Raw genomic sequence first — 23,944 nt, 5'->3', positions numbered from 1 at the left:
CCTGCTGCGCTCGTTCGCGAGCGATTCGGGTTAGTGTTGCGCACTGACCCGGATGCGTTTTTTCATGCTCAAGAAGCTCTTGCTCGCGCTGGTTCTGCTGTCGCTGGTCGGTGTGATCGGCTACGCCTCGTACCGTGCGGTGCTGCTGCAATCGCAGTCGCAGGATGTGCAGGCGGCGGCGCTCATGCGCGTCGATGCGGCCGCTGTCGCCGATGGACTGTCGCAGGCGATCGGCGTGCCGACGGTTTCGAGCACCGATCCGGCCAAGGTCGACGTCGGCGCCTTTCGCTATTTTCATCGCTTTTTGCAGGCACGCTTCGCGCGCACGCACCAGACATTGAGTGTCGAGACCTTCAACGATTTCGGTCTGCTCTACACCTGGAAGGGTTCGCAGCCCGAACTGCCGCCGGTGCTCCTCGCCGCGCACTACGACGTCGTTCCCGCAGCGACCGAGGGCTGGACGCATCCGCCGTTCGACGGCGTGATCGCCGACGGCTTCGTCTGGGGCCGCGGCGCACTCGACGACAAGAACAGCGTGATGGCGATCATGGAAGCCGTGGAGGCGCTGATCGGCCTCGGCTACCAGCCCAAGCGCACATTGCTGCTCGCGTTCGGGCATGACGAGGAAGTCGGCGGCGAGCGTGGCGCCAAGGCGATCGCAGCCAAGCTCGCGGAGCGCGGAATCAAGGCCTCGTACACGCTCGACGAAGGCGGCGCGGTGACGCGCGGCGTGGTTGCCGGCGTGCAGCGTCCGGTCGCATCGCTGATGGCCGGCGAGAAAGGCTATCTGTCGGTGAAGCTCAGGCTGACGGGCGATGGCGGCCATTCGTCGACGCCTCCGCGGCACACGGTGATCGGCCGGCTCGCGGCGGCGATCGCCAAGCTCGAAGACGAGCCGATGCCGGCGCGGCTGATCGAGCCCGTCGATGCGCTGCTCGGCGAGATCGCGCCCGAGATGGATTGGCCCACACGCATCGTCGTCGCCAATCGCGATTGGCTGTCGCCGGTGCTGTTCGCCGCGCTCGGAGGCTCGCGCACGACCGATGCGCTGATCCGCACCACCACCGCGCCGACCGTGTTCAAGGCCGGCGAAGCGGACAACGTGCTGCCGACCGAAGGCGAGGCGATCGTCAATTTCCGTCTGCTGCCGGGCGACGGCATCGACGCCGTGCTCGCGCACGTGCGCGAAGTCATCGATGACGAAGGTATCGTCGTCGAAGCGATGGCGGGTTTCGGCAGCGAGGCTCCGCCGGCGTCCGACGTGCACGCGCCGCAATACAAGCTCATCGCACGGTCGATACGCGAAGTGTTTCCGGAGGCCATCGTCGCGAGCGGCATCGTGCTCGGGGCGACCGACAACCGACACTACGCGAGCGTGCGCGAGCAGGGCTACAACTTCTCGCCGATGCCGTATACCAACGAGGATGCGGGCCGCATCCACGGTGTCGACGAGCGCATCGCCATCGCCGATTACGAGCGCATGATCCAGTTCTATGCGCAGCTGCTGCGCAACAGCCTCGGCGCTCAATGAGCGCGACGCGCCTGCGCCTGCGCGTGAGCCCCAAAGCCTCGTCGAACCGTCTCGTCGGCTGGCATGGCGAGGCGCTCAAGCTGCGCGTGACGGCTGCGCCCGAACGCGGCAAGGCCAATGATGCGGTGATCGGCCTGCTCGCCGAGGCGCTCGACGTGCCTCGTCAGTCGATCACGCTCGTGCACGGCGAAACCGCGCAGGACAAGATCGTCGAAATCGCGGCGCTCGATGACGGCGAGATCAAGCGCCGCATCACGGCTTGGCTCTGAAACCGGATCAGTTCGCGCGTTCCTTCTGGATCAGCTGGTCGCTGATTCTGAGCATGTCTTCCCAGCTTTCGCCTTTCACGAGATAACGTCCGTTGATGACGAGCGAGGGCGTCGAACGCACCTGGCTTTTCATCGCGAACGCTCGTGCGCGGCCGATCTTGGCGTTGACCGCGAAGCCGTCCATGAGCTGCAGGAATTCATCCTGCTTGACGCCGTAGAACTTCGCATAGAACTCGGCGATCTTGGCCTGATCGGGCGGCTGGCCTTCGCCGGGCAGCGTGTGCAGCTGGTGGATCGCGTCGTAGACCGCATCGTGCGCCTTGTCGGCCACGCCGAGCGCTTCGGCCGCGTAGTAGGCGCGCGCGTACTGCACGAAGTCCGGACGGAAATCGAGCGGCGCGTAGACCAGGTGCACATCCGCGCCGAGCTTTTTCTTCCATTCCGAGAACTGCGGATTGAACGCATTGCAGGCCGGGCAGGCGTAGTTGAAGAACTCCACGAGTTCGACCTTGCCGGCGGCGGTGTCGAACGGGCTGCCATCGCCGATGAGAATGTAGTCGCGACCGGCGACGAGCCCCGCGGTCAGCAGCGGCGCGGCTTCGGTACCACTGCCGGCTGCGGGCCTGGCTTCGGTCTGTGCGGGCGAGGCTGCGGTGGTGGACTCGGCCGAGGGCGCCGCGGCCGGGGCGGGCGCTTCCGCGGCGGGCGGCTCGGGCGATTTGGAACAGGCCGCGAGCGCGAGCAAGGCCAGGGCGACGAGATGACGCGGTTTCATCGAAGACTCCAGTGAGGCGGGCGATCGTGCGCCCGGGAAAAAGCAAGGTTACGACAAGCCGCGCTGGGGGATTCCCCCACGCGACCGCGCAGGGCATTGGCTAGACTTCGGCCGGGCCGCAGTCGATGCGGCCTTCTCGTTTGCATCACGCTCGATCCTCAGGACTCCCGATGACCAGCCCCGCCGCGGCGCCCGTGCGCACCGACAGGATGCCCGCCGGCATCCCCTTCATCATCGCCAATGAATTCGCCGAGCGCTTCTGCTTCTACGGCGTCAACGCGATTCTCGTGCAGTACATGATCCAGTTCCTGCACTTCGGCGACGCCAAGGCGCAGACCTGGCAGGCGCTGTTCAAGGCCGGCGCGTACTTCTTCCCGCTGCTCGGCGCCATCGTCTCCGACGTCTTTCTCGCCAAGTTCCGCACCATCATCAGCTTCTCGATCGTCTACGTGATCGGCTGCTTCATGATCGCCTTCTCCACCGGCGAGGCCAGCATGGTGCTCGGCATGCTGCTGATGGCCTTCGGCACCGGCGGCATCAAGCCTTGCGTGTCGACCAACGTGGGCGACCAGTTCACGAGCGCCAACGCGCACCTGATCGAGCGCGCGTTCTCGTATTTCTATCTGGCGATCAACATCGGCTCGGCGTTCTCGATCTATTTCTGCCCGGTGCTGCTGGCCGATCCGGAATACGGTCCGCGCTACGCCTTCGGCATGCCGGGCGTGATGATGGCCTTCGCCACGCTGGTGTTCTGGCTCGGGCGCTCGAGGTTCGCGGTGGTGCCGGCGGCGATGAGCAGGCCCGGCCTGGCGCTGCCGGGTTTTCTGCTGGTGTTCTTCGCGGTGCTCGCGTTCACGGTGTTCGTGTTCACCGCCAGCGGCAACAACATCCTGCTCGCGACCTTCACCTTGCTCGCGTCGCTGGCCGCCGTGGCGGCGCTGTTCCTCAAGACCGGGCTGCGCCATGTCCTGCCGCCCGAGCTGCGCGCCTGGCTCGAGCGTTCGCTGACCGGCGAAGGCCTGCGCATCGTCGGCAAGCTGGCGCTGCTGTACCTGTTCGTCGCCTTCTTCTGGTCGCTGTGGGACCAGAGCAACGGCAACAGCTGGACCGTGCAGGCGCAGTCGGCGCTGATGGACAAGCACCTGTTCGGCTTTCTCGGCGGCGTCGCGGGCTTCGAGAAGCTCGCCGCCTACGAAATGCTGCCGAGCCAGGTGCAGGTGGTGAACGGCATTTTCATCATCCTGCTGGTGCCGGTCTTCACGTTCGGCATCTATCCGCTGATCGGCCGGTTCTGGACGGTAACGCCGCTGCGCAAGATCGGCATCGGCCTGTTCGTGACCGCGAGTTCGTTCCTGATCGTGGCGTCGATCGAGCAGCGCATCCAAAGTGGCGAGATGGTGAGCATGTGGTGGCAGATCGCCGCCTATTCGGTGCTCACCGCGGGCGAGGTGCTGGTCTCGATCACCGCACTCGAATACAGCTACAAGCAGGCTCCGCTGTACATGAAGAGCTTCATCATGAGCCTGTTCCTGCTGTCGACGAGCGTGGGCAACGCGTTCACGGCGGCCGTGAACTCGCTGATGATCGAGCCGCTGCAGGCCACCGAGATCAGCACCGGCGAGCAGACCTGGGTCGGCCTCGCCAACGCCGCCGACTTCGTCACCGGGCAGAAGATCGACTTCGCCGGTGACAACGGCATCACGGTCAGCGACGGAGGGGGCAAGAACGGCCCGCTGGCCGGCACCTTCCTGGTTGCCGAAGTCGATGCGGGCGGCAGCCGAGTGCGGCTCATGGACAAGGTCAGCCGCCAGAGCGTCGCCAGCAGCGGCCGCTACGTCGCGAACGCTTCGGAGGTGTCAACGTACGCGCTCGTCGGTCCGGTGTATTTCCTGTTCTTTGCCGGACTCATGGGCTCGGTGGCGGTGCTGTTCGTGTTCTTCGCTGCCTGGTTCAAGGAGCAGACCTACGTGCGCGAAGACGGCTGAGTTCTGTGCGGCAGGGTGGATGGCGCCGAAGGGCCCGTAACCCACCGCTACTCGTCGGAAGGCGCAAGCGTGGCTGACGTGACCAGACAGCCAACCCATCCTGCGGCAACCGAAGAAAAAACCCGGCCTTCTTGCGAAGGCCGGGTTTTTTTGATGCTTTCTGCAACGGTGCAGCTGACGGCTTCAGGTCGTGGTCAGTCCTTGAACCCGCCCCCGCTTACTGCCCGCTTCGCTGAGTGCTTCGAGGGCCTGCCAATCGACCACCAGCTTGCAGCCACGCGCATGTGCGGTACGGTTCCAGTCCTGCAGCAGCACCAGGCAGGCGTGATCGATCATGCGCAGCTTGTCCATGTCGACCGTCACCGTGGTGCCGTCCGGAACGCTGTCGAGCACTTCGGACAGGCGCGGCACGTTGAGGAAGGTGGCCGAGCCGGTCAGGCGCAGTACCGCCGTCTTGTTGGCTTCGTCCTTCTTCAGGCTCACGTGCAGGTAGGCCGCACGCAGGGCCATCAGCAGCAGCGACAGGGCGATACCGGCGGCCACGCCCATGAGCAGGTCGGTCGCGACGATCATCAGCGCGGTGGCGAGGAACACCGCCAGCGTGCCCTTGCCGAAGTGCGCCAGCTCCTTGAGCTGCTTCGGGTTGACCATCTTGAAGCCGGTGAACACGAGAATGCCCGCGAGCGCCGCGATCGGCGCCATGCGCAGCAGCCAGGGCAACAGCACGACGAAGCCGAGCAGCCAGGTACCGTGCAGGATCGTCGACAGACGCGAAGTGGCGCCGGCCTGTACGTTGGCCGCACTGCGCACGATCACGCCGGTCATCGGCAGGGCGCCAGCGGCGCCGCAGAGCATGTTGCCGATGCCCTGAGCACAGAGCTCGCGGTCGTACTTGGTGCGCGGGCCGGTGTGCATGCTGTCCACCGCCGCCGCCGAGAGCAGTGTTTCGGCGCTCGCGATGAAGGCGAAGGCCAGCGCGATGCCGAGCAGCGTCGGGTCGAGCAGCATCGCCAGCCCCGATGAGCCGACGAATTCGATCGAGCCGAACAGGTTCGCCGGCAGGTCCACGCGCGCCACGTCGAGCTGAGCGACCTGGGCGATGGCGGTCGCCAGGATGATCGCGAGCAGGGCGCCCGGAACCAGCTTGAGCTTGGCCGGCTTGAACTTCTCCCAGCCGATCATCACCGCGATCACGCCGAGGCCGAGCAGCCCGGCCTCGAGGCCCTGCTTGCTCGTGACGACGTCCCAGATACGGCCCGGCAGGGCGCCGAAGTTCTGCAGGCCGCCCGCAAGCGGCTTGGCGTCGACCATCACGTGCAGCTGCGAGGCGACGATCAGGATGCCGATGCCCGCGAGCATGCCGTGAATGACCGCCGGAGCGACCATGCGAAACCACAGGCCGACCTTGAACAGGCCGGCGGCGAGCTGCATGGCACCGGCCAGCAGCACCACCGGCCCGAGCGCGACCAGGCCGTGATCGCGCACGAGCTCGAACACCAGCACCGCCAGACCTGCCGCCGGGCCGCTGACGAGCAGCGGCGAACCGGCGAATGCTCCGACGACGATGCCTCCGATGACGCCGGTGATCAGACCGGCCGCCGGTGGAACGCCGGAAGCAATGGCGATGCCCATGCACAGCGGCAGCGCCACCAGAAACACGACGATCGAGGAGAGGATATTGGGCGCGATCTGCCCGGGGGCGAGGATGCTCGCCTTCATCGTAGTCGGAGCCTGGCTCACAGGGTGTCTCCGGCGGTGGCGCCGTTGGCGCTCAGGCGGGACGGCGGCGTGGCGTGCGGCAGGGTGCCGAGATCATCGGTCTCGAGCAGCGAATCCTCGAGTGGGACGAAGCGGCCCTGCTTGGCGCTGTAGGCTTTGATCGAGCCGGCTTCGATATCGAAGACCCAGCCATGAATCTGCAGCTGGCCGGCCATCAGCTTGGCCGCCACCGACGGATGCGTGCGCAGGTGATCGAGCTGGGCCACCACGTTTTCTTCGGTGATCTTGGCCAGATGCTCGGCCGGATCGTGGAAGGTGTAATTGGCGTCGACGACGACCTTGGCGATATGCGAGTGACGCAGCCAGGCGCTGACGGCCTGCAGCGAGGCGACCTTCGACGGATCCTGCGTCGCCTTCATGGCGCCGCAGTCGGAGTGACCGCAGACGACGATGTTCTGCACCTTGAGCGCGGCGACCGCGTACTCGATGGCGGCCGACACGCCGCCGGTGAACTGGGCGTACGGAGGCACGATGTTGCCGACGTTGCGGCAGACGAAGATGTCGCCCGGCTCGGACGAAGTGAACAGCTCCGGCGCGACACGGGAGTCGGCGCAGGTGATGAACATCGTGTGCGGGGTCTGCCCGCCGGCGAGCTTTTCGAAAAGCTCGCGCTTTTCAGGAAAGGCCGTGCGGCGAAATTGTTCGAAACCTTTGATCAGGCGTTCCATGGAGTTCTCTCTGTAGTCTGGGTCTGAAGAAGTCGCGCGCGTGCAGGGACGGCCAAGCGTCCACCGGAGAGCGCGGGACTCGAAAAACAGGAATTGCGAGGGCGCCGGGCCGTTGTAGGGGCCGGCGCGACAGACTCAGCCGAGGAGAATCGGAGGGCGATGCAGGAAGGCGTCGACGCGTATCGGCGAACCCGATAGCGAGGCGAACGATGAAACGGGATGCGGCAGCCAAGGCAGCATCAGATCGGGACCGACGTGCTCGCCGTGATCGTCGAACGTCAGGTCATCGGAAAGCGGATCGGCTTCGGGTTCGGGCAGGTCACCGTCGACCTCGTCGTCGACCATGCTGGCCGCAGCGAGCAGATAGGCCGGGCTGCTGGTGTCGCTCGAAGGGTCGACGCTGGTGATCGTGAGGTTCGTCATCGAGGCCAGCCAGAGCGACGCCAGCAGCACGAGGCCGCAGCAGCGAAGCACCACCCGGAGATCGAAAATCGACGAACGCATAGGACGAATTAAGCGTGACTCTCTTGGTGAACGGTGTTGAAACTGAGTGGCATGGACCAGCGACCTGCAAAAAAATTCCCGGACCGTCGCTGGACGACGCTACTTATGAGAACAGTTTTGGAGCCCTTTTGTCACGGCTCCAACCCAAAATAATCAAGCAAGAAGCGTTCTTGCGCACCTGCGCGATGGATTTACACTAGGCGCTCATCAGCCGCTTTCAAGTCGTCAATACCTCGCCGTGATCGAAACCCCTGTCGTTTTCACCCCCAGCGCAACGCGAGTCGAACGCGCCAGGCTGGAGTCCAACAAGCTCGCCAAGCGGCTGCGCCGCAACGTCGGCCAGGCGATCCAGGACTACAACATGATCGTCGACGGCGATCGTGTGATGGTGTGTCTGTCGGGCGGCAAGGACAGCTATACGATGCTCGACATGCTGCTGCAGCTGCAGCAGAAAGCGCCCGTGAGTTTCGAGCTCGTGGCGGTCAACCTCGACCAGAAGCAGCCCGATTTTCCGGAGCATGTGTTACCGGAATATCTCGCTTCGCGCGGCGTGGCCTTCCACATCCTCGAGCAGGACACCTATTCGGTGGTCAAGCGCGTGGTGCCCGAGGGCAAGACCCTGTGCTCGCTGTGCTCGCGCCTGCGTCGCGGGGCGCTCTATACGTACGCGCAGGAGCAGGGCTTCACCAAGATCGCGCTCGGCCATCATCGCGACGATATCCTCGCCACCTTCTTCCTGAACCTGTTCTTCGGCGGCAGCCTCAAGGCGATGCCGCCCAAGCTGCTGTCGGACGACGGCCGCAACGTGGTGATTCGCCCGCTTTCGTATTGCCGCGAGTCCGACATCGCCGCGTACGCGACCGAGCGCCAGTTCCCGATCATTCCGTGCAATCTCTGCGGCTCGCAGGAGCACCTGCAGCGCAAGCAGGTGCGCCGCATGATGGACGCCTGGGAGGCCGAGCATCCGGGGCGTTCGGAGACCATCTTCAAGGCGCTGTCGAACGTCGCGCCGTCCCAGCTCGCGGACCGCAATCTGTTCGATTTCGCCACGCTCGGCGGTGACCGCGCGATGTCGGCCCGCTGGCTCATGCCCGATGCCGAATAGAGCCGCGTCGCGGTTCACATCGAACAGGGTGGTTGCTCTATTTTGGGGCGCTTGCGCTTCATTTTATGGCGAAGCTTGGGCGCTGACAGCGCCGCCGCCGCCGGTCGATCCGGCTCCGTTTTCGTGGATCGTCGAATCCGCTCCGGACGGCAAACCGGTGCGGCACTACCTGATCGGCTCGGTGCACGTGCTGCCCGAGTCGGCGTATCCGTTGCCGCAGGGGCTCGAACAGGCCTACGCCAACGCCGAGGGCCTGGTGCTCGAAACCGACCCGGCGGTATTGCAGGAGGCGGATTTCCAGAAGCGCATGCTCGACGCGGCACGTGCCCCGGCCGGCCTCAAGTCGACCATCCCGCCCGAGCTTTACACGCAGCTGCAGCAGCGCGCACGCGCCGCCAAACTGCCGATGACGCTCTGCGATCCGTTCAAGGCCTGGTTTTGCGCGCTGTCGCTCGAACTGTTCTCGCTGCAAACCCAGGGCATCAGCGGCGATTTCGGGCTCGACCGGTACTTCTACGAGCGCTCGGTGAATGACGATCGCCCGGTAAGCTGGCTCGAATCGCCCGAATCGCAGCTGAGCCTGTTCACCCAGATGGGCGATCCGCTGAGTGCCCAGTTTCTGGCCTCGACCGTCGCCGAACTCGGCTCGACCGATCGCAGCAGCACGTATCTGATCAAGCAGTGGCAGAACGACGACCGGGCCGGCATGGAACAGGTCGTGATCGAGATGAAGCGCGACTATCCGCTGACCTACGAGCACCTGCTGGGCGAACGCAACCGCGCGTGGGTCGCACCACTCGAAGTCTTGCTGCGCGGGCCGCAGACCCAGCTGATCGTGGTCGGCTCGGCGCACCTGGTCGGGCCCGACGGCGTGCCCGCACTGTTGGAGGCCCGCGGCTGGAAAATCAAGGCGCTCACGGCCGGGCCGCCAGCGGTGCCGACGCGCGAGCCAAAGGCCAAAGCCGCGGCGCTACGCTGAGTCGCCGAGAAAACGTCAGACCAAGTCGGTCGACTCGCCGGAGTCGTCGTTCTTAGGCGCCACCCACGAGGCCGCGACGATGCCGACTTCGTACAGCAGATAGGCCGGAATCGCGAGCAGCAGCTGCGAGAGTACGTCCGGAGGGGTCAGCACCGCGGCGACCACGAAGGCGCCGACCAGCACGTACTGGCGCTGGGCGCGCAGCTGCTTGGGCGTGACGAAGCCGGTCAGCACGAGCAGCACGATTGCCACCGGTGTTTCAAACGCGACGCCGAAGGCGAAGAACAGCGAAAGCACGAAATCGAGGTACTTGTTGATGTCGGTCATCACCGACACGCCGTCGGGCGCCACGCCGACCATGAAGTGAAACACTGCCGGCAGCACCAGGAAGTACGCGAAGGCGATGCCTGCATAGAACAGCAAGGTGCTCGAAGCCAGCAGCGGCATCACCAGGCGCTGCTCGTTCTTGTAGAGGCCCGGCGCGACGAAGGCCCAGACCTGGTACAGCGTCCAGGGCATCGACACGGCCGCGGCCAGGATGCCCGCGAGCTTCATCGGGGCGAAGAACGGCGAGGCGACTTCGGTGGCGATCATCGTTGCCCCGGCCGGTAGCAGCGCGAGCAGCGGATGCGCGAGCAGCGCGTAGATCTCTTTGCCGAAGTAGGCCAGCGGAGCGAACACCACGATGATACCGAGCAGGATGCGAATGAAGCGGGTGCGCAGCTCAAGCAGATGCCCGATCAGCGGCAACTCGTTTTCGGTGGAGGCGTCGGCCATCGTCGGTCAGTTCTGATCAGCTTTTGGGCTTGTCGTCGCTGGCGGGCGCAGCGGGTTCGGAGATTGCGGGCCTGTGCTCGGGTTCCGGCGAGAGGTTGTTGCGCACGTCGTCGCCGGTCGCGCGGATCGAGCGTTCCACCTCGTCGCGATTCTCGCGAATCGTGCGCTCGGCATCGGCGAACTGCTTCCTGATCTCGGCGACGTTGGTTTCGCGCTCGAGTTCGGCGGTCAGGTTGCGCATGTACGACTTGGCCTGGCCGCTCCAGCGGCCGAGCGCGCGCGCGACTTTGGGCAGGCGCTCGGGGCCCAGCACCACCAGGGCGACGACGAAGCAGAGCGCGAGCTCCGAGAAGCTGATGTCGAACAAGGCCGTCGCCTATCGCTCAGACTTCGGACTTTTCCTGCGATTCGCTCTTGCGGCTTTCGCGGTGCTGGTCGATCAGTTCGGCCGAATGCTTGTCGGCTTCGGCCTCGCCGTCCTTCATCGCGCCCTTGAAGTTCTTGATCGCGCCGCCGAGGTCGCCGCCGAGATTGCGCAGTTTCTTGGTGCCGAACACGAGCACCACGATAGCCAGCACGATGAGCCAATGCCAGATGCTGAATGAACCCATGATGCGTCTCCTGATAGTGTGAGGCCGTAGCCGGCATCTTTGGACTTCGCAATTCTGCCTGCAATTCCGATCGGCAGCTTGTTTTGCGGTGCAGTCCCGAAATCGGGTCGTGGTCAGCCTTTCGGCCGCGAGGCTTTTTCGTCGAGTCCCGAGCGGCCGTGACGGCGAGCCAGTTCGTCTGCGACCTGTTGCGGCGTCAATCCGCGTTCTGCCATCAGCACGAAGCAGTGAAACCACAGGTCGGCGAGTTCATAGACCAGCTTGGACGGGTCTTGGTTCTTGGCCGCGATGACGGTTTCGGTGGCCTCTTCACCGAGCTTCTTGAGAATGACGTCGAGCCCCTTGGCGTACAGCGAGGCCGCGTACGAGGAGTCCGGGTCGGCCGACTTGCGCGACAGCAGCGTGGCGTAGAGCTGGTCGAGCACGGCGCCAAGGTCGGTCTGGATCGTCATTGAGAGTCGCGTGCGAACGGGGTCAGATGACCGCGCTGCGGATATCGCCCTGACGCACGCGCACGCCGCGGCTCGCGAGGTAGGTCTTGGCATCGTTCACCGAATAGGTGCCCGAGTGGAAGATGCTCGCGGCGAGCACCGCATCGGCGCCGCCCTGCGAGAAACCTTCGTAGAGATGTTCGAGATTGCCGACGCCGCCTGAGGCGATCACCGGCACGGTTACGATCTTGCTGATCTCGTGCAGCACTTCGAGGTCGTAGCCCTCTTTGGTTCCGTCGCGGTCCATGCTCGTCACGAGCAGCTCGCCGGCGCCTTTGTCGACCATCTTGGCGGCCCATTCGATCGCATCGAGGCCGGTGGCCTTGCGTCCGCCGTGGGTGAAGATTTCCCAGCGCGGCGGTTCCTTCTTCTTGCTCACGCGCTTGCAGTCGATGGCGACGACGATGCACTGCACGCCGTAGCGCTCGGCCGCTTCGGTGACGAAGTCGGGCTTCTGCACGGCCGCAGTGTTGATCGAGACCTTGTCCGCGCCCGCCTTGAGCAGGGCGCGAACATCGGCGCTCGTGCGCACGCCGCCGCCGACGGTCAGCGGAATGTAGATCTCGCGAGCCACCGCTTCGACGGTCGCGAACAGCGTCGGCCGGTCTTCGGCGCTCGCGGTGATGTCGAGGAAGACGAGTTCGTCGGCGCCCTGGGCGTCATAGCGACGGGCGACTTCGACCGGATCGCCGGCATCGCGGATCTCGGCGAACTTGACGCCCTTGACCACGCGGCCGCGGTCGATGTCCAGGCAGGGGATGATGCGTTTGGCGAGCATGTCTTACAGCCGGGAGACGGGGAACGGGAGACGGGAGACGTAAAAGCAGGCTCGGGTTTGCGAACGATGCTCGAAGCCTTCGAGCGTGCCGTGTTCGTCTCCCGTCTCCCGTTCCCCGTCTCCCGGCATCTCAGCTTTTGGCGATCTTCACGGCATCCGCAAGCGAGAAGCCGCCTTCGTAGAGGGCACGGCCGATCACCGCGCCGACCACGCCATCGCCTTCGATTTCCCTGAGCTTGCGGATGTCATCGAGCGTGGAAACGCCGCCGCTCGCGAACACAGGCGTCTTCACGGACTGGGCGAGCGCGCGCGTGGATTCGACGTTGAAGCCGGCCATCATGCCGTCGCGGCTGATGTCGGTGTAGACGATCGCCTCGACGCCGTCGCGCTCGCAGTGCTGCGCGGCTTCGATGGCGTCGAAATGGGTGACCTTGGCCCAGCCGTTGAGGGCGAGGCGGCCGTCCTTCGCATCGAGGCTCACGATGATGTGGCGCGGATACTCGAGGCAGACGTCGCGCAGGAAGTGCGGCGTGTTGATGGCCTTGGTGCCAATGATCACGTAGGCCGCGCCGGCGTTGAGATACCGCTGGATCGTTTCTTCGTCGCGAATGCCGCCGCCGATCTGTACCGGCACGTCGACCGCTGCGGCGATCGCCTCGACCACCTTGAGGTTGACCGGCTGGCCCTTGACGGCGCCATCGAGGTCGACGATGTGAATGCGTTCGGCCCCTTCGTCGGCCCAGCGCTGGGCGACGCTCACGGGGTCTTCGGAAAAGATGGTGACGTCATCCATGCGGCCCTGGCGAAGTCGCACGCAATGGCCGTTCTTGAGATCGATGGCGGGTATCAACAGCATGGGAGGAGGGCAGCGGCCGGAAGGCAGGGAAGCGGATCAGCGCGATGAGTCGCGACAGATGGCGGAGTTGAAAGTTCCAAGGGTGATGGCTCGACTCTGCCGCATCCGTGCGGCGCTTGGCAAGCCATCTGCGGGTGGGGCCTCAGGCCGCTCCGTTCCACTCGGTGAAATTGGCCAGCAGCTGCAGTCCGGCGCCCTGGCTCTTTTCCGGGTGGAATTGGAACGCGGCGAGATTGTCGCGCGCGATGGCGGCCGCGAACGGCCTGACGTAATCCGCCACGCCGAGCGTGTGCTCGGGGTTGCTCGGCTCGGCGTGATAGCTGTGCACGAAATAGAACCAGCTGTCGTCCGGAATGCCTTTCCACAGCGGATGCGCCTTGGACTGATGCACGCGATTCCAGCCCATGTGTGGCACCTTGAGGCGCTCGGGCGCATCGGCCGGCGGGTCGGGGAAGCGCACGACCTTGCCCGGAAACAAGCCCAGCGCGTCGACGCCGCCGTTCTCGTTCGAATGCTCGAGCATCACCTGCATGCCGAGGCAGATGCCGAGCATCGGCACCTTCTTGCTCGCCTCGATCACGAGGTCATTGAGTTCCAGACGACGCAGCTCGTTCATGCAGCAGAGCACGCCGCCCACGCCCGGCAGCACCAGCCGGTCGCACTTGAGCAGCTTCTCGGGATCATAGGAAATCTCGATACGCTGGTTGTCGGCGACGCGTTCGAGCGACTTGCCCAGCGAATGCAGATTGCCCATCCCGTAATCGATGACGCCAATGCTGGCCATGCGCGCTCGGAAAAACGATGAGGGAGTATTTAGAGGCTGCCTTTGGTCGATGGCATGGCGTCCGCGGCACGCGGATCCATTTCCACCGCCGCGCGCAGGGCGCGGCCAAAGGCTTTGAAGCAGGTTTCGGCGACGTGGTGCGCGTTGACGCCGCGCAGCGAGTCGATGTGCAGCGTGATCCTGGCGTGGTTGACCAGGCCGTGGAAGAACTCGCTGAGCAGATCGACGTCGAACGTGCCGATCATCGAACGCGGAAACTCCACGTTATAGGTCAGGCCCGGACGCCCCGACAGATCGACGACGACACGCGCGAGCGCTTCGTCGAGCGGAACGTAGGCGTGGCCGTAACGGCGCACGCCGCGCTTGTCTCCGAGCGCCTTGTCGAGCGCCTGGCCGAGCGTGATGCCGACGTCCTCGACCGTGTGGTGCGCATCGATATGCAGATCGCCGACCGCCTTGATGCTCAGGTCGATGAGCCCGTGGCGGGCGACCTGGTCGAGCATGTGGTCGAAGAACGGAACGCCGGTGTCGAGTTCCGAGCGGCCGCTGCCGTCGAGATTGATCGACACCTGGATCTGCGTTTCGCGGGTGTCGCGACTGATGCTGGCGGTGCGGGCTGGCATTCCCAACGGCTGTCCGATGACGAGCGGGTACGAAAAGGGCGCACAGGATACTCCGCGCCGGGCCGACTTCAAATGCCGCTGTTTTTCGTGACCGGCTTCTCGCTTTTGCGCCGGTTCAGGTTTCGAGCCAGAACGTCACCGGGCCGTCGTTGGTCAGGCTCACCTGCATATGAGCCCCGAAGCGCCCGGTGGCGACGACCGGATGCGCCTGTCGGGCGAGGCCGACGAGGTGATCGAATAGCTCGCGCGCGGGGCCTGGCTGGGCTGCCGTGCTGAAGCCCGGGCGCGTGCCCTTGCCGGTGTCGGCCGCGAGCGTGAATTGCGAAACCAGCAGCAGTCCGCCTCCGACGTCCTTGAGCGAGCGGTTCATGCGGCCTTCGCCGTCGGTGAAGACGCGATAGCCGAGCAGGCGCTCGAGCAGGCGGGCGGCGCTCGCTGCGTCGTCGTGGCGCTGTACGCCGACGAGCACCAGCAGGCCGGCCTCGATGGCGCCGGTGACCTCGCCGTCGACGAGGACACGCGCCGAACTCACGCGCTGCAACAGGCCGATCATGTTTCGTGGAACTCCTGAGTACTGATTGGTGGTGTGGGCGCCGATGATGGCGAGCGGCCTCGCGAAGAAAAGGCGAGTGACCAGCGACAACTCGGGAACTGGCACTAGAATGACGGCAATGTCCTCCATTCTGCGCGCCCTTTTCATCCTCCTGGGCCATCTGCCCTTGCCCCTGCTGCACGGGCTCGGCGTGCTGGTCGGACGGCTGGCCTGGTATGTCCCGAACGATCTCAAGCGCGTGACGCTGTTGCACCTGGACTTGTGCCTGGCCGAGCTGCCCGAAGCCGACCGCGAGACCATCGCCAAGACCAGTTTGATCCACATGGCCAAGGCCGTGGCCGAGGCACCGGCGATCTGGTTCGGCCCGAAGGCGCGGCTGCTGTCCTGGCTCGACGACGCCGACGCGCGCCGGCAGCTGCTCGGAATACTGGCCGACAACAAGGGCGCGATCATCCTGTGTCCGCACATCGGCAGCTGGGAACTCGCGGGCATGTTCTGCGCCTCGGTCGGACGCATCACCTCGCTGTACAAGCCGCAGGGCGGCTCGGTCGACCCGGTGATTTTCGAAGGCCGCTCGCGCCTCGGCGCCCAGCTCGTGCCGACCACCGGCGGCGGCGTGAAATCGCTGCTGCAGGCGCTCAAGGCCGGGCAGATGGTCGGCATCCTGCCGGACCAGGATCCGCCCTGGGGTGCCGGGGCCTTCGCCCCGCTGTTCGGACTGCCGGCGCACACGCCCGAACTTGTCACGCGACTGGCTTCACGCACCGGCGCACCGGTGTGGTTCTGCTATGCCGAGCGCCTCGGCCACGGTAGTGGCTACCGCTTCCACATGACGCCGGCCCCGAGCCAGGTCGACGATCCGGTGCGCGGTGTCGCGGCCCTCAATCAGGGCATCGAATCGGTGCTGACCCACCTGCCTGAGCAGTATTGGTGGAGTTACAAGCGCTATCGCCGGCAACCGGCCGGATCCAAGAATCCTTACGAGCGCCTCAAACGCTGATTCCGTCTTTGGTCGAGCGGGCGCTTGCCCGCTTTTGGATGTCACAAGCCCCATTTTGGGCTCATATGTTCTTTGTTGGTGCGCAACGCACCATCTGTTTGCAGCGCGCCTCCGATGGAGGTTTCATTCCATTGGCATATTCCATGCTTTAGAGCATTGCCGCAGGCTTGGGAGCTAGGGGCCTCCGGTGTGTGCCTTCACACCAAAAATCGCAGCTTGTTCAAGGAGTTCAGTCAATGAAATTAATTGCTGCCATCATCAAGCCTTTCAAGCTGGATGAGGTGCGGGAAGCGCTGTCGGAAATCGGCGTCGCCGGCATCACCGTGACCGAAGTCAAGGGTTTCGGCCGCCAGAAGGGTCATACCGAGCTCTATCGCGGAGCGGAGTACGTGGTCGATTTCCTGCCCAAGGTCAAGATCGAAGTCGCGGTTGACGACGACAAGACCGATGCGGCGATCGACGCCATCAGCAAGGCCGCCCACACCGGAAAGATCGGTGACGGCAAGGTCTTCGTCTTTGGTCTCGAGCAGGCGGTGCGCATCCGCACCGGCGAGACCGGCAAAGACGCGCTCTAAACTTCATCATCCAGGGGAGATGTCCAACATGATTCGTAAATTTGTACTGGCCTTGATGCTGGCCGCGTCCTGCGGCTCGGCCACGGTCTGGGCTCAGGACGAAGCACCCGCCGCCGCTACCGAGGCGCCCGCCGCCGAAGCTGCCGCTCCGGCCGAAACGCCTGCCGCCGAGGCCGCCCCGGCTGCCGAAGAGGCCGCTCCGGCCGAAGCCGCCGCTGAAGAAGCCGCTCCGACGCTCGATAGCGGTGATACCGCCTGGATGCTCACCGCGACCGCCATCGTGCTGCTGATGACGATCCCGGGCTTGGCCCTGTTCTACTCGGGCCTGGTGCGTTCCAAGAACGTGCTCTCGGTGATGATGCAGTGCTTCGCCATCTGCTCGGTGATCACGGTGTTGTGGACCGTCTACGGCTACAGCCTGGTGTTCGACACCACCGGCATGGAGAAGGGCGTTATCAACTTCGCCAGCTTCTTCGGTGGTTTCAGCAAGGCCTTCCTGGCCGGCGTCGGCACCGACTCGCTGACGCTGACGATTCCGGAAGCCGTGTTCTTCACCTTCCAGTGCACGTTCGCGATCATCACCCCCGCCCTCATCGTCGGCGCTTTCGCCGAGCGCATGAAGTTCTCGGCGATGCTGGTGTTCATGGTTCTCTGGTTCACCTTCTGCTACGCCCCGATGGCCCACATGGTCTGGAGCGGCGACGGTGGTCTGGCCTGGGATTGGGGCGTGCTCGACTTCGCGGGCGGCACCGTGGTGCACATCAACGCCGGTATCGCCGGTCTGGTGGCTGCCCTGGTGCTCGGCAAGCGCAAGGGCTACGGCACCGTCGCCATGCCGCCGCACAACGTCGGCTATGCACTGGTCGGCGCTTCGCTGCTGTGGGTGGGCTGGTTCGGCTTCAACGCCGGTTCGGCTGTTGCCGCCAACGGCACCGCCGGCATGGCCATGGCCGTGACGCAGATCGCCACCGCCACCGCCGCCGTGGGCTGGATGCTGGTCGAGTGGATCGTCCACAAGAAGCCGTCGGTTCTCGGCATCATCTCGGGCGCCGTCGCCGGTCTGGTCGCCATCACCCCGGCTGCCGGCACCTGCGGTCCGAAGGGCGCGCTGGTCATCGGCCTGGCCGCTGGCGTGATCTGCTTCTTCGCCGCGACCTCGCTCAAGAAGGCGCTCGGCTATGACGACTCGCTCGACGTGTTCGGCGTCCACGGCGTCGGCGGCATCATCGGTGCGATCCTGACCGGTGTGTTCGCGGCTCCGTCGCTCGGTGGCTTCGGCACCGTCGGCACCGCCGAAGGCGTGTCGATCGGCGCTCAGGTTCTGATCCAGATCAAGGGCGTGCTGCTCACGGTGGTCTGGACCGGCATCGGCAGCTTCATCCTGCTCAAGATCGTCGGCATGATCTTCGGCCTGCGCGTCACGCCGGACTCCGAAGAAGAAGGCCTCGACATCACGCAGCACGGTGAGCGCGGCTACATCCTGTAAGCCTCACTTGGATCGGGAGGCTTTCTCGGCTCCCGATTCGAGCGCAGTGAAAATGCAGTAAAAAGGCGTGCGCCGGTGGATGAAAGTCCATCGGCGCATGCCTTTTTGTTATCTGAAACTTCTTATCTGAAATCAGTTCGGGAGTGGGTTCTCATGCCGAATCGCCTGCTGTCGCTTCTTGCGTTGATCCTGTGTCTGGCCTCGGGCCTGTCGTTTGCGCAGGAGCCGGCGAGCAGCCCGTCTCCAGCGGCTGCTGCCGAAGTTCCGGCGGCCGCGGCAACTCCGGCGATCGAAACTCCTGCCGCTCCGGCAACTGCGGTCACCGAGCCTTCGGCCGAAGAAGCGGCCGCCACGGCGCCGACTTTCAACGAAGGCAACATCGCCTGGATGCTCACATCGACGGCCTTCGTGCTGCTGATGTCGCTGCCCGGCCTGGCCTTGTTCTACGGCGGCATGGTGCGCAGCAAGAACATGCTGTCGACGATGACGCAAACCTTCGCGATCTTCTGCCTGATCGGCGTGCTCTGGGTGGTCTACGGCTACTCGGTCGCGTTCAGCGGCACCGACGCTTTCGTCGGCACGCTCGACAAGATGTTCCTCAAGGGCGTGGTCTACGACGCCAATAATTTCTTCGCTGCGACCGGCACGTTCTCGAAAGGCGTGGTGCTGCCCGAACTGCTGTTCGCGGTGTTCCAGATGACCTTCGCCTGCATCACCGTGGCGCTCATCGCCGGTGCCTACGCCGAGCGCATGAAGTTCCCGGCGGTGCTGATCTTCTCGGTGATCTGGTTCACATTCTCGTACCTGCCGATGGCGCACATGGTCTGGTGGTGGCCGGGTCCGGACGCTTATACGAGCCTCGAAAAAGTCGACAGCCTCAACGAAACCGCCGGCTATCTGTGGAAGATGGGCGCGCTCGATTTCGCCGGCGGCACGGTGGTGCACATCAACGCGGGCGTCGCCGGCCTGGTCGCCGCGATCATCCTCGGCAAGCGCCGCGGCTACGGCAAAGTGCAGATGGCTCCGCACAGCCTGGTCATGAGCATGATCGGCGCCTCGCTGCTGTGGTTCGGCTGGTTCGGCTTCAACGCCGGCTCCAATCTCGAGGCCAACGGCTACGCGGTGCTGGCGTTTGCGAACACCGCGTTCGCGACTGCCGCGGCCGGTGTGTCGTGGTTCTTCGCCGAGTGGCTGTTCAAGGGCAAGCCGTCGCTGCTCGGCATCATCTCGGGCGCCATCGCCGGGCTCGTCGGCATCACGCCGGCCTGCGGTTTCGTCGGCGTCAACGGCGCGCTGGTGATCGGCCTGCTCTGCGGCGCGGTCTGTTTCTTCGCGGTCGCCTACATCAAGAAATGGCTCGGCTACGACGACGCGCTCGATGCCTTCGGCGTGCACGCGGTCGGCGGCATCATCGGCGCTGTGCTGACCGGCGTTTACGTCGATCCGGACAAGGGCGGCGTCGGTGTCTACAACAACTGGGTCGAGATGGTGGCGGGCTATTCGTCGTCGCAGATCCTGATCCAGATCAAGGCCGTGCTGGTCGCCATCGTGCTGAGCGCGGTGGTCACCGCGGTCACGCTGCTGCTGCTCAAATTCACCATCGGCATTCGCGTGAGCGAAGAAGCCGAGAGCGAAGGCCTCGACGTCGCCGAGCATGGCGAAAAGGCCTACAACCCCTGAGCTTCGAATTTCGCCCCTCGCGGTCGCCGATGTTGGTAAGCCTTTTGCAGAACCAGTCTCGGATCGCGGTCCGCGCACCCTTCGGTTGCGGATCGCTCATCTCCTAGGGGTGTTGTATTCAGGGCGGGTCCGAAAGACCCGCCCTTCTTTTATTCCCGTCTCGCAGAACGCAGTTCAACCGCCGGCCGACAGCACCACGCGCGGCGGCGTGTCGAGCACCTTGCGCAGCGACCACCAGCCGAGCGCGACCACCAGCAGCGCGCCGCCGACGGCCCCGACTATCCACAGCAGCGGGCTCCAGGTGTACGGCAGCTCGAAGATTTCGCGCGCCAGCACCCAGGCAATGATCTGCGCCGCCGCTGCCGCGACGAGCCCGGCGAGCAGGCCGAGCACCAGGTATTCGGTGACCAGGCCGATCGCGATCGTGCGCCGCGCTGCACCGAGCGTGCGCAGCAGGGCGGTTTCGCGCACCCGTTCGGCGCGCGTGCTCTCGATCGCGGCCAGCAGCACGCAGGCGCCCGCCGCGAGCGCGAACGCGAACAGGAACTGCACGGCCTGCACCACGCGGTCGACGATGCCGCGCACCTGGTTCATGGTCGCCTCGATGTCGAAGGCGGTGACGTTCGGGAAGGCCTTGATCAGGTCGCGCAGCAGCCCGCGCTGGTCCGCGCCGACGTGCACCGCGGTCAGGTACTGCGCCATGCCGGCGGCCGAATCGAGCGTGCCGGGCGGCGTCACGAGGAAGAAGTTCGGCTTGAAGCTCTCCCACTTCACCTCGCGCACGTTGACGACTTCGAGCTCGATCTCGCGGTCCGCGATCGCGAGCGTGAGCTTGTCGCCGATCTTCGCGTGCAGGCGCTCGACCACGTAATCGTCGACCGACAGCCAGGGCTTGCCGGCCGCGGACGCATCCCACCACTGGCCTTCGACCAGGCGATTGTCGTCGCCGAAGCGCTCGGTCCACGACAGGTTGAATTCGCGATTGATCCAGCGCCGCGTTTCGGGATCGTCGAAGGAATCGGCCGTCACCGGCTTGCCGTTGAACGCGGTCAGGCGTCCGCGCGCCATCGGCCAGAGCTCGATGCCCGGATAGCCGCGCCCGGCGAAAAACTGCTTGAGCGGCTCGACCTGCTCGGGCTGGATGTTGATCAGGAACTGGTTCGGCGCATCGGCCGGCACGCGGTTGCGCCAGGCCTCGAGCAGATCGCGCTGGACCACCGCGAGCAGCAGCAGCGACAGCAGCGCGGCGCCCAGCGCGACCACCTGGCCGACGCTCGCGCCGCGCCGGCGCGCGACGTTGCCGAGGCCGAAGCGCAGCGCCGTGCGGCCGGCGCGCCTCAAGGGCGTGAGCGCCCACACCAGGCCCCAGGCCATCGCCCCGAGCACGAGCGCGGTGCCGACCGCGCCGCCGAGCACCGAAACCGCGAGCTTGGTATCGCCGGCCTGCCACCACAGCAGGCCGATCGCGCTCGCCAGCGCGAGCAGGCCGACGACGAGGCTGCGGTCTTCGCCCAGATTGCGCTGGAACACGCGCACCGGCGGAACGCTGCGCGCACGCAGCACCGGCGGCAGCGCAAAGCCCAGCAGCAGCACCAGTTCGAGCGCCCAGGCCGTCAGCAGCGGCGCGATCGCGGGCGCCGGCAGCGGCGTGTCGACGAGCGCGGCGAGCAAGCCGGCGAGCACGGCCTGGCCCGCGAAGCCGATCATCGCGCCGACCAGGCCCGCGATCGCGCCGAGCAGGAACAACTGCGAAACCAGCACCGCGCCGACATAGGCCGAGCTCGCGCCCAGGCATTTGAGCAGCGCGACTTCATCGCGCTGGCGCTGGCCATGCTGGCGCGCCGACAGCGCGACCGCCGCGGCCGACAGCAGAATCGCAGCGAGCACCGCGATGTCGAGAAACTGGCCCGCGGCGCCGAGCGCGCGACCCACTTCGGGCCGCGCCTGGTCCGGGCGCATGAAGCGCACGCCTTGCGGCAGTTCGAGCTTCTCGGCCGCGTCGAGCTGCGCGGCTTCGCCGGCGAGCAGCACCGCGTTCTGCGTGCGGCTGCCGACGCCGACGAGCTGCGTCGCAGGCAGTGCCTGCGCATTGATCAGCGCGCGCGGCGCCAGATCGGTGAAGCCGGCCCCGCGATCGGGCTCGTACTCGATCACGCCGGTGACGCGGAAGGTCGATTCGCCGAGTTGCAGGCTCGCGCCGGGCTGCAATTGCAGCGTCTGCCAGGCGCGCGCATCGACCCAGACTTCATCGAGGCCCGGAACCTCGCGCGTCTCGTGCGCGGGCGCGAACGGCTGCGCGGCGATGCGCAGGGCACCGCGCAACGGATAGCCCGGCTCGGCCGCCTTCACCGCGACCAGCAGCGTGTCGTCGCCGGACAGGATCACGGACTGCAATTCGGTGATGCGCGCGGTGCGCAGGCCGAGCGCGCGCAGTTCGTCGAGCGTGGAATCGGGCAATGCGCTGCGGCTGCTGATGATCGCGTCGGCGCCGATCGCGTCGCCGCTCTGCTGCGTCACCGCGCGACGCACGCGATCGCTGAACAGCCCGACCGCCGATGCCGACGCCACCGAGACCACGAGCGCCAGCGTGAGGATCAGCAGCTCGCCGCTGCGCCAGCCGCGTCGCAGACGCCGCGCCGAGAAGCGCAGCGCTGCGAGCCAGCCGGCGTTGGCGGAAGTCGAAGCGCTCATTCGACGAGCCGCCCGTGGCTCAAGGTGAGCTGGCGATCGCAGCGCGCCGCGAGCGCGCGGTCATGCGTGACGAGCACGAGCGTGGTGCCCGAAACGCGATTGAGCTCGAACAGCTGCTGGACGATGCGCTCGCCGGTGTCGTGGTCGAGATTGCCGGTCGGCTCGTCCGCGAACAGGATGCGCGGCTCGCTGCAGTAGGCGCGGGCGATGGCGACGCGCTGCTGCTCGCCGCCCGACAGCTGATACGGATAGTGATTCAGGCGCGCCGACAGGCCGACGCGATCGAGCGCCGCCTTGGCGCGATCGCCCGCATCGGGCAGGCCGGCGAGTTCGGCCGGCAGCATCACGTTTTCGATCGCGGTGAAGCCGCCGAGCAGCTGGAACGACTGGAACACGAAGCCGACGCGCCCGGCACGCAAGGCGGCGCGCGCGTCCTCGTCGAGGCCCGACAGCGACTGGCCGTCGAGCCTGATCTCGCCGTGCGTCGGCAGGTCGAGCCCGGCGAGCAGGGACAGCAGCGTGGTCTTGCCCGAGCCGCTGCTGCCGACGATGGCGACGCTCTGGCCTTCAGCGATGCGCAAGTCCACCGCCTCCAGTATCGTCAGCTCGGTCTGCCCGCTGCGCACGCGCTTGCTCACGTCGACCGCTTCCACCACCGCCCGCCCGGACCCTTTCATGCCCGCCTGGTCTCGCGCCGTCTCCGCTGTAGGTTCCAGCTTAGGTTCCAGCTCCCGTTTGCTCATCCTGATCCTTGCCGTGTGGTGTGGTGCTGCGTTCGCTGCGCTGCCGATGCGGGCCGTCGCCGCCGAAAAGACGCCGGCGAATCAGCCGACGATCCTGGTGCTCGGCGACAGCCTGTCCGCCGGTTACGGGCTCGATGCTCAAGTGGGTTGGGTCAGCTTGCTGCAAAGCAAGCTCAAGGCCGAAGGGTTTCCGCACAGGGTCGCCAACGCGAGCATCTCCGGAGATACCACTTCGGGCGGCCTGGCCCGACTGCCTGCGGCCTTGGACCGGAACCAGCCGCAGATCGTTCTGATCGAGCTCGGCGGCAACGACGGCCTGCGCGGCCTGCCGCTCAAGGCCATGCGCGAGAACCTCTCGACGCTCGTCGACAAGGCGCGCGCGGGCGGGGCGCAGGTGCTGTTGTTCGAAATCATGATTCCGCCGAACTACGGTGCCGCCTACACCAAGGGCTTCTCCGACAGCTTCAAGCAGGTGGCCGAGGCCAAGCAGGTGCCGCTCGTGCCGTTCTTCCTGCTCCCGCTGGTCGGCAAGGACGGGGCCTTCCAGGACGACGGCATCCATCCGTCGGCGGCCTCGCAGCCGCTCATGCTCGAAGCGGTCTGGCCCCGCCTCGAGCCGCTGCTGAAAACCTTGAATCCGTAAGTTTTCATCGGGTCCAGGCGCGCCGCTGCATCCTCTGGACGCGGCGCCGCGTAGACAG

At 65.8% G+C, this 23,944-nt stretch carries 25 protein-coding genes; 10 read left to right on the top strand and 15 right to left on the bottom strand.

Translation table 11 applies throughout. The features are described from left to right. The first annotated feature begins 64 nt into the window (after positions 1 to 64). Positions 65 to 1,531 carry a M20 family peptidase gene (locus WQQ_RS07805; protein ID WP_157534548.1) on the top strand — a complete coding sequence of 489 codons (1,467 nt, stop codon included), beginning with the start codon at positions 65 to 67 and terminating at the stop codon, positions 1,529 to 1,531. Beyond that, entirely contained in the window at positions 1,528 to 1,800 is a 273-nt protein-coding gene (locus tag WQQ_RS07800; RefSeq protein WP_007184595.1) for a DUF167 domain-containing protein, read from the top strand. Before WQQ_RS07805 ends, WQQ_RS07800 begins: the two co-directional genes overlap by 4 nt. A gap of 7 nt (positions 1,801 to 1,807) precedes the next feature. On the opposite strand, the gene WQQ_RS07795 is transcribed toward WQQ_RS07800, so the two are convergent. After that, entirely contained in the window at positions 1,808 to 2,575 is a 768-nt protein-coding gene (locus WQQ_RS07795) for a thiol:disulfide interchange protein DsbA/DsbL (protein ID WP_007184594.1), read from the bottom strand. A gap of 170 nt (positions 2,576 to 2,745) precedes the next feature. Between WQQ_RS07795 and WQQ_RS22900 the strand changes: the two genes are divergently transcribed. Continuing rightward, the gene (locus WQQ_RS22900; RefSeq protein ID WP_007184593.1) at positions 2,746 to 4,560 is read left to right on the top strand and encodes a POT-type proton-dependent oligopeptide transporter; all 1,815 of its coding nucleotides are present in this window, start codon (positions 2,746 to 2,748) and stop codon (positions 4,558 to 4,560) included. Between the two features lie 183 nt (positions 4,561 to 4,743). Here the strand turns inward: WQQ_RS22900 and WQQ_RS07780 are convergent, their stop codons facing one another. From WQQ_RS07780 to WQQ_RS07770, 3 genes are all read right to left on the bottom strand, one after another. After that, the gene (locus WQQ_RS07780) at positions 4,744 to 6,279 is read right to left on the bottom strand and encodes a SulP family inorganic anion transporter (RefSeq protein ID WP_050997596.1); all 1,536 of its coding nucleotides are present in this window, start codon (positions 6,277 to 6,279) and stop codon (positions 4,744 to 4,746) included. Between the two features lie 17 nt (positions 6,280 to 6,296). Further along, positions 6,297 to 7,007 carry a carbonic anhydrase gene (locus tag WQQ_RS07775; protein ID WP_007184591.1) on the bottom strand — a complete coding sequence of 237 codons (711 nt, stop codon included), beginning with the start codon at positions 7,005 to 7,007 and terminating at the stop codon, positions 6,297 to 6,299. 135 nt (positions 7,008 to 7,142) lie between these two features. After that, positions 7,143 to 7,511: a hypothetical protein gene (locus WQQ_RS07770; protein ID WP_040453199.1), complete on the bottom strand. Its 369-nt coding sequence runs from the start codon at positions 7,509 to 7,511 to the stop codon at positions 7,143 to 7,145. A gap of 238 nt (positions 7,512 to 7,749) precedes the next feature. Between WQQ_RS07770 and ttcA the strand changes: the two genes are divergently transcribed. Then, a complete protein-coding gene (ttcA, locus tag WQQ_RS07765) occupies positions 7,750 to 8,616 on the top strand; it encodes a tRNA 2-thiocytidine(32) synthetase TtcA (protein WP_007184589.1) in 867 nt (288 codons plus the stop codon). Between the two features lie 28 nt (positions 8,617 to 8,644). Next, positions 8,645 to 9,595, top strand: coding sequence for a TraB/GumN family protein (locus WQQ_RS07760; RefSeq protein ID WP_007184588.1), 951 nt, complete (start codon positions 8,645 to 8,647; stop codon positions 9,593 to 9,595). 15 nt (positions 9,596 to 9,610) lie between these two features. Here the strand turns inward: WQQ_RS07760 and tatC are convergent, their stop codons facing one another. The 9 genes from tatC to dtd all read right to left on the bottom strand — a co-directional run bounded on the left by tatC (position 9,611) and on the right by dtd (position 15,068). After that, entirely contained in the window at positions 9,611 to 10,372 is a 762-nt protein-coding gene (gene tatC, locus WQQ_RS07755; protein WP_007184587.1) for a twin-arginine translocase subunit TatC, read from the bottom strand. Between the two features lie 16 nt (positions 10,373 to 10,388). Next, the gene (tatB, locus tag WQQ_RS07750) at positions 10,389 to 10,739 is read right to left on the bottom strand and encodes a Sec-independent protein translocase protein TatB (RefSeq protein WP_007184586.1); all 351 of its coding nucleotides are present in this window, start codon (positions 10,737 to 10,739) and stop codon (positions 10,389 to 10,391) included. Positions 10,740 to 10,755: 16 nt separating this feature from the next. Beyond that, complete coding sequence (tatA, locus tag WQQ_RS07745) at positions 10,756 to 10,983, bottom strand: Sec-independent protein translocase subunit TatA (RefSeq protein ID WP_007184585.1); 228 nt, start codon at positions 10,981 to 10,983, stop codon at positions 10,756 to 10,758. A 113-nt stretch (positions 10,984 to 11,096) separates the two neighbouring features. Then, on the bottom strand, positions 11,097 to 11,435 hold the full coding sequence (locus WQQ_RS07740; RefSeq protein ID WP_007184584.1) for a phosphoribosyl-ATP diphosphatase: 339 nt from the start codon (positions 11,433 to 11,435) through the stop codon (positions 11,097 to 11,099). A 22-nt stretch (positions 11,436 to 11,457) separates the two neighbouring features. Then, positions 11,458 to 12,252, bottom strand: coding sequence for an imidazole glycerol phosphate synthase subunit HisF (gene hisF, locus WQQ_RS07735; RefSeq protein ID WP_007184583.1), 795 nt, complete (start codon positions 12,250 to 12,252; stop codon positions 11,458 to 11,460). A 130-nt stretch (positions 12,253 to 12,382) separates the two neighbouring features. After that, positions 12,383 to 13,108, bottom strand: coding sequence for a 1-(5-phosphoribosyl)-5-[(5-phosphoribosylamino)methylideneamino]imidazole-4-carboxamide isomerase (gene hisA / locus WQQ_RS07730; protein WP_007184582.1), 726 nt, complete (start codon positions 13,106 to 13,108; stop codon positions 12,383 to 12,385). 142 nt (positions 13,109 to 13,250) lie between these two features. Next, a complete protein-coding gene (gene hisH, locus WQQ_RS07725) occupies positions 13,251 to 13,892 on the bottom strand; it encodes an imidazole glycerol phosphate synthase subunit HisH (protein WP_007184581.1) in 642 nt (213 codons plus the stop codon). 29 nt (positions 13,893 to 13,921) lie between these two features. Beyond that, positions 13,922 to 14,515, bottom strand: coding sequence for an imidazoleglycerol-phosphate dehydratase HisB (gene hisB, locus WQQ_RS07720; protein ID WP_007184580.1), 594 nt, complete (start codon positions 14,513 to 14,515; stop codon positions 13,922 to 13,924). 115 nt (positions 14,516 to 14,630) lie between these two features. Then, on the bottom strand, positions 14,631 to 15,068 hold the full coding sequence (dtd, locus tag WQQ_RS07715; protein WP_007184579.1) for a D-aminoacyl-tRNA deacylase: 438 nt from the start codon (positions 15,066 to 15,068) through the stop codon (positions 14,631 to 14,633). Between the two features lie 118 nt (positions 15,069 to 15,186). Here dtd and WQQ_RS07710 point away from each other — a divergent pair, with 118 nt between their 5' ends. From WQQ_RS07710 to WQQ_RS07695, 4 genes are all read left to right on the top strand, one after another. Beyond that, positions 15,187 to 16,068, top strand: coding sequence for a lysophospholipid acyltransferase family protein (locus WQQ_RS07710; protein WP_007184578.1), 882 nt, complete (start codon positions 15,187 to 15,189; stop codon positions 16,066 to 16,068). Positions 16,069 to 16,304: 236 nt separating this feature from the next. After that, positions 16,305 to 16,643 (top strand): P-II family nitrogen regulator, encoded by a 339-nt coding sequence (gene glnK, locus WQQ_RS07705; RefSeq protein WP_007184577.1) that lies wholly within the window; start codon positions 16,305 to 16,307, stop codon positions 16,641 to 16,643. A 28-nt stretch (positions 16,644 to 16,671) separates the two neighbouring features. Further along, complete coding sequence (locus WQQ_RS07700) at positions 16,672 to 18,129, top strand: ammonium transporter (protein ID WP_007184576.1); 1,458 nt, start codon at positions 16,672 to 16,674, stop codon at positions 18,127 to 18,129. A 153-nt stretch (positions 18,130 to 18,282) separates the two neighbouring features. After that, on the top strand, positions 18,283 to 19,809 hold the full coding sequence (locus WQQ_RS07695; RefSeq protein WP_007184575.1) for an ammonium transporter: 1,527 nt from the start codon (positions 18,283 to 18,285) through the stop codon (positions 19,807 to 19,809). A gap of 174 nt (positions 19,810 to 19,983) precedes the next feature. On the opposite strand, the gene WQQ_RS07690 is transcribed toward WQQ_RS07695, so the two are convergent. Further along, positions 19,984 to 22,500: an ABC transporter permease gene (locus WQQ_RS07690; RefSeq protein WP_007184574.1), complete on the bottom strand. Its 2,517-nt coding sequence runs from the start codon at positions 22,498 to 22,500 to the stop codon at positions 19,984 to 19,986. Beyond that, entirely contained in the window at positions 22,497 to 23,177 is a 681-nt protein-coding gene (locus WQQ_RS07685; RefSeq protein ID WP_040453194.1) for an ABC transporter ATP-binding protein, read from the bottom strand. The genes WQQ_RS07690 and WQQ_RS07685 overlap by 4 nt, the downstream gene beginning before the upstream one ends. A 112-nt stretch (positions 23,178 to 23,289) precedes the next feature. On the opposite strand from WQQ_RS07685, the gene WQQ_RS07680 reads away from it, so the two are divergent. Beyond that, positions 23,290 to 23,886 (top strand): arylesterase, encoded by a 597-nt coding sequence (locus WQQ_RS07680; RefSeq protein WP_040453192.1) that lies wholly within the window; start codon positions 23,290 to 23,292, stop codon positions 23,884 to 23,886. Positions 23,887 to 23,944: the final 58 nt, after the last annotated feature.

The sequence above is a fragment of the Hydrocarboniphaga effusa AP103 genome, from assembly GCF_000271305.1.
GTDB lineage: Bacteria > Pseudomonadota > Gammaproteobacteria > Nevskiales > Nevskiaceae > Hydrocarboniphaga > Hydrocarboniphaga effusa.
The sequence above is the reverse complement of the archived record's forward strand: the minus strand, read 5'-3'. Positions and strand labels throughout refer to the sequence as shown.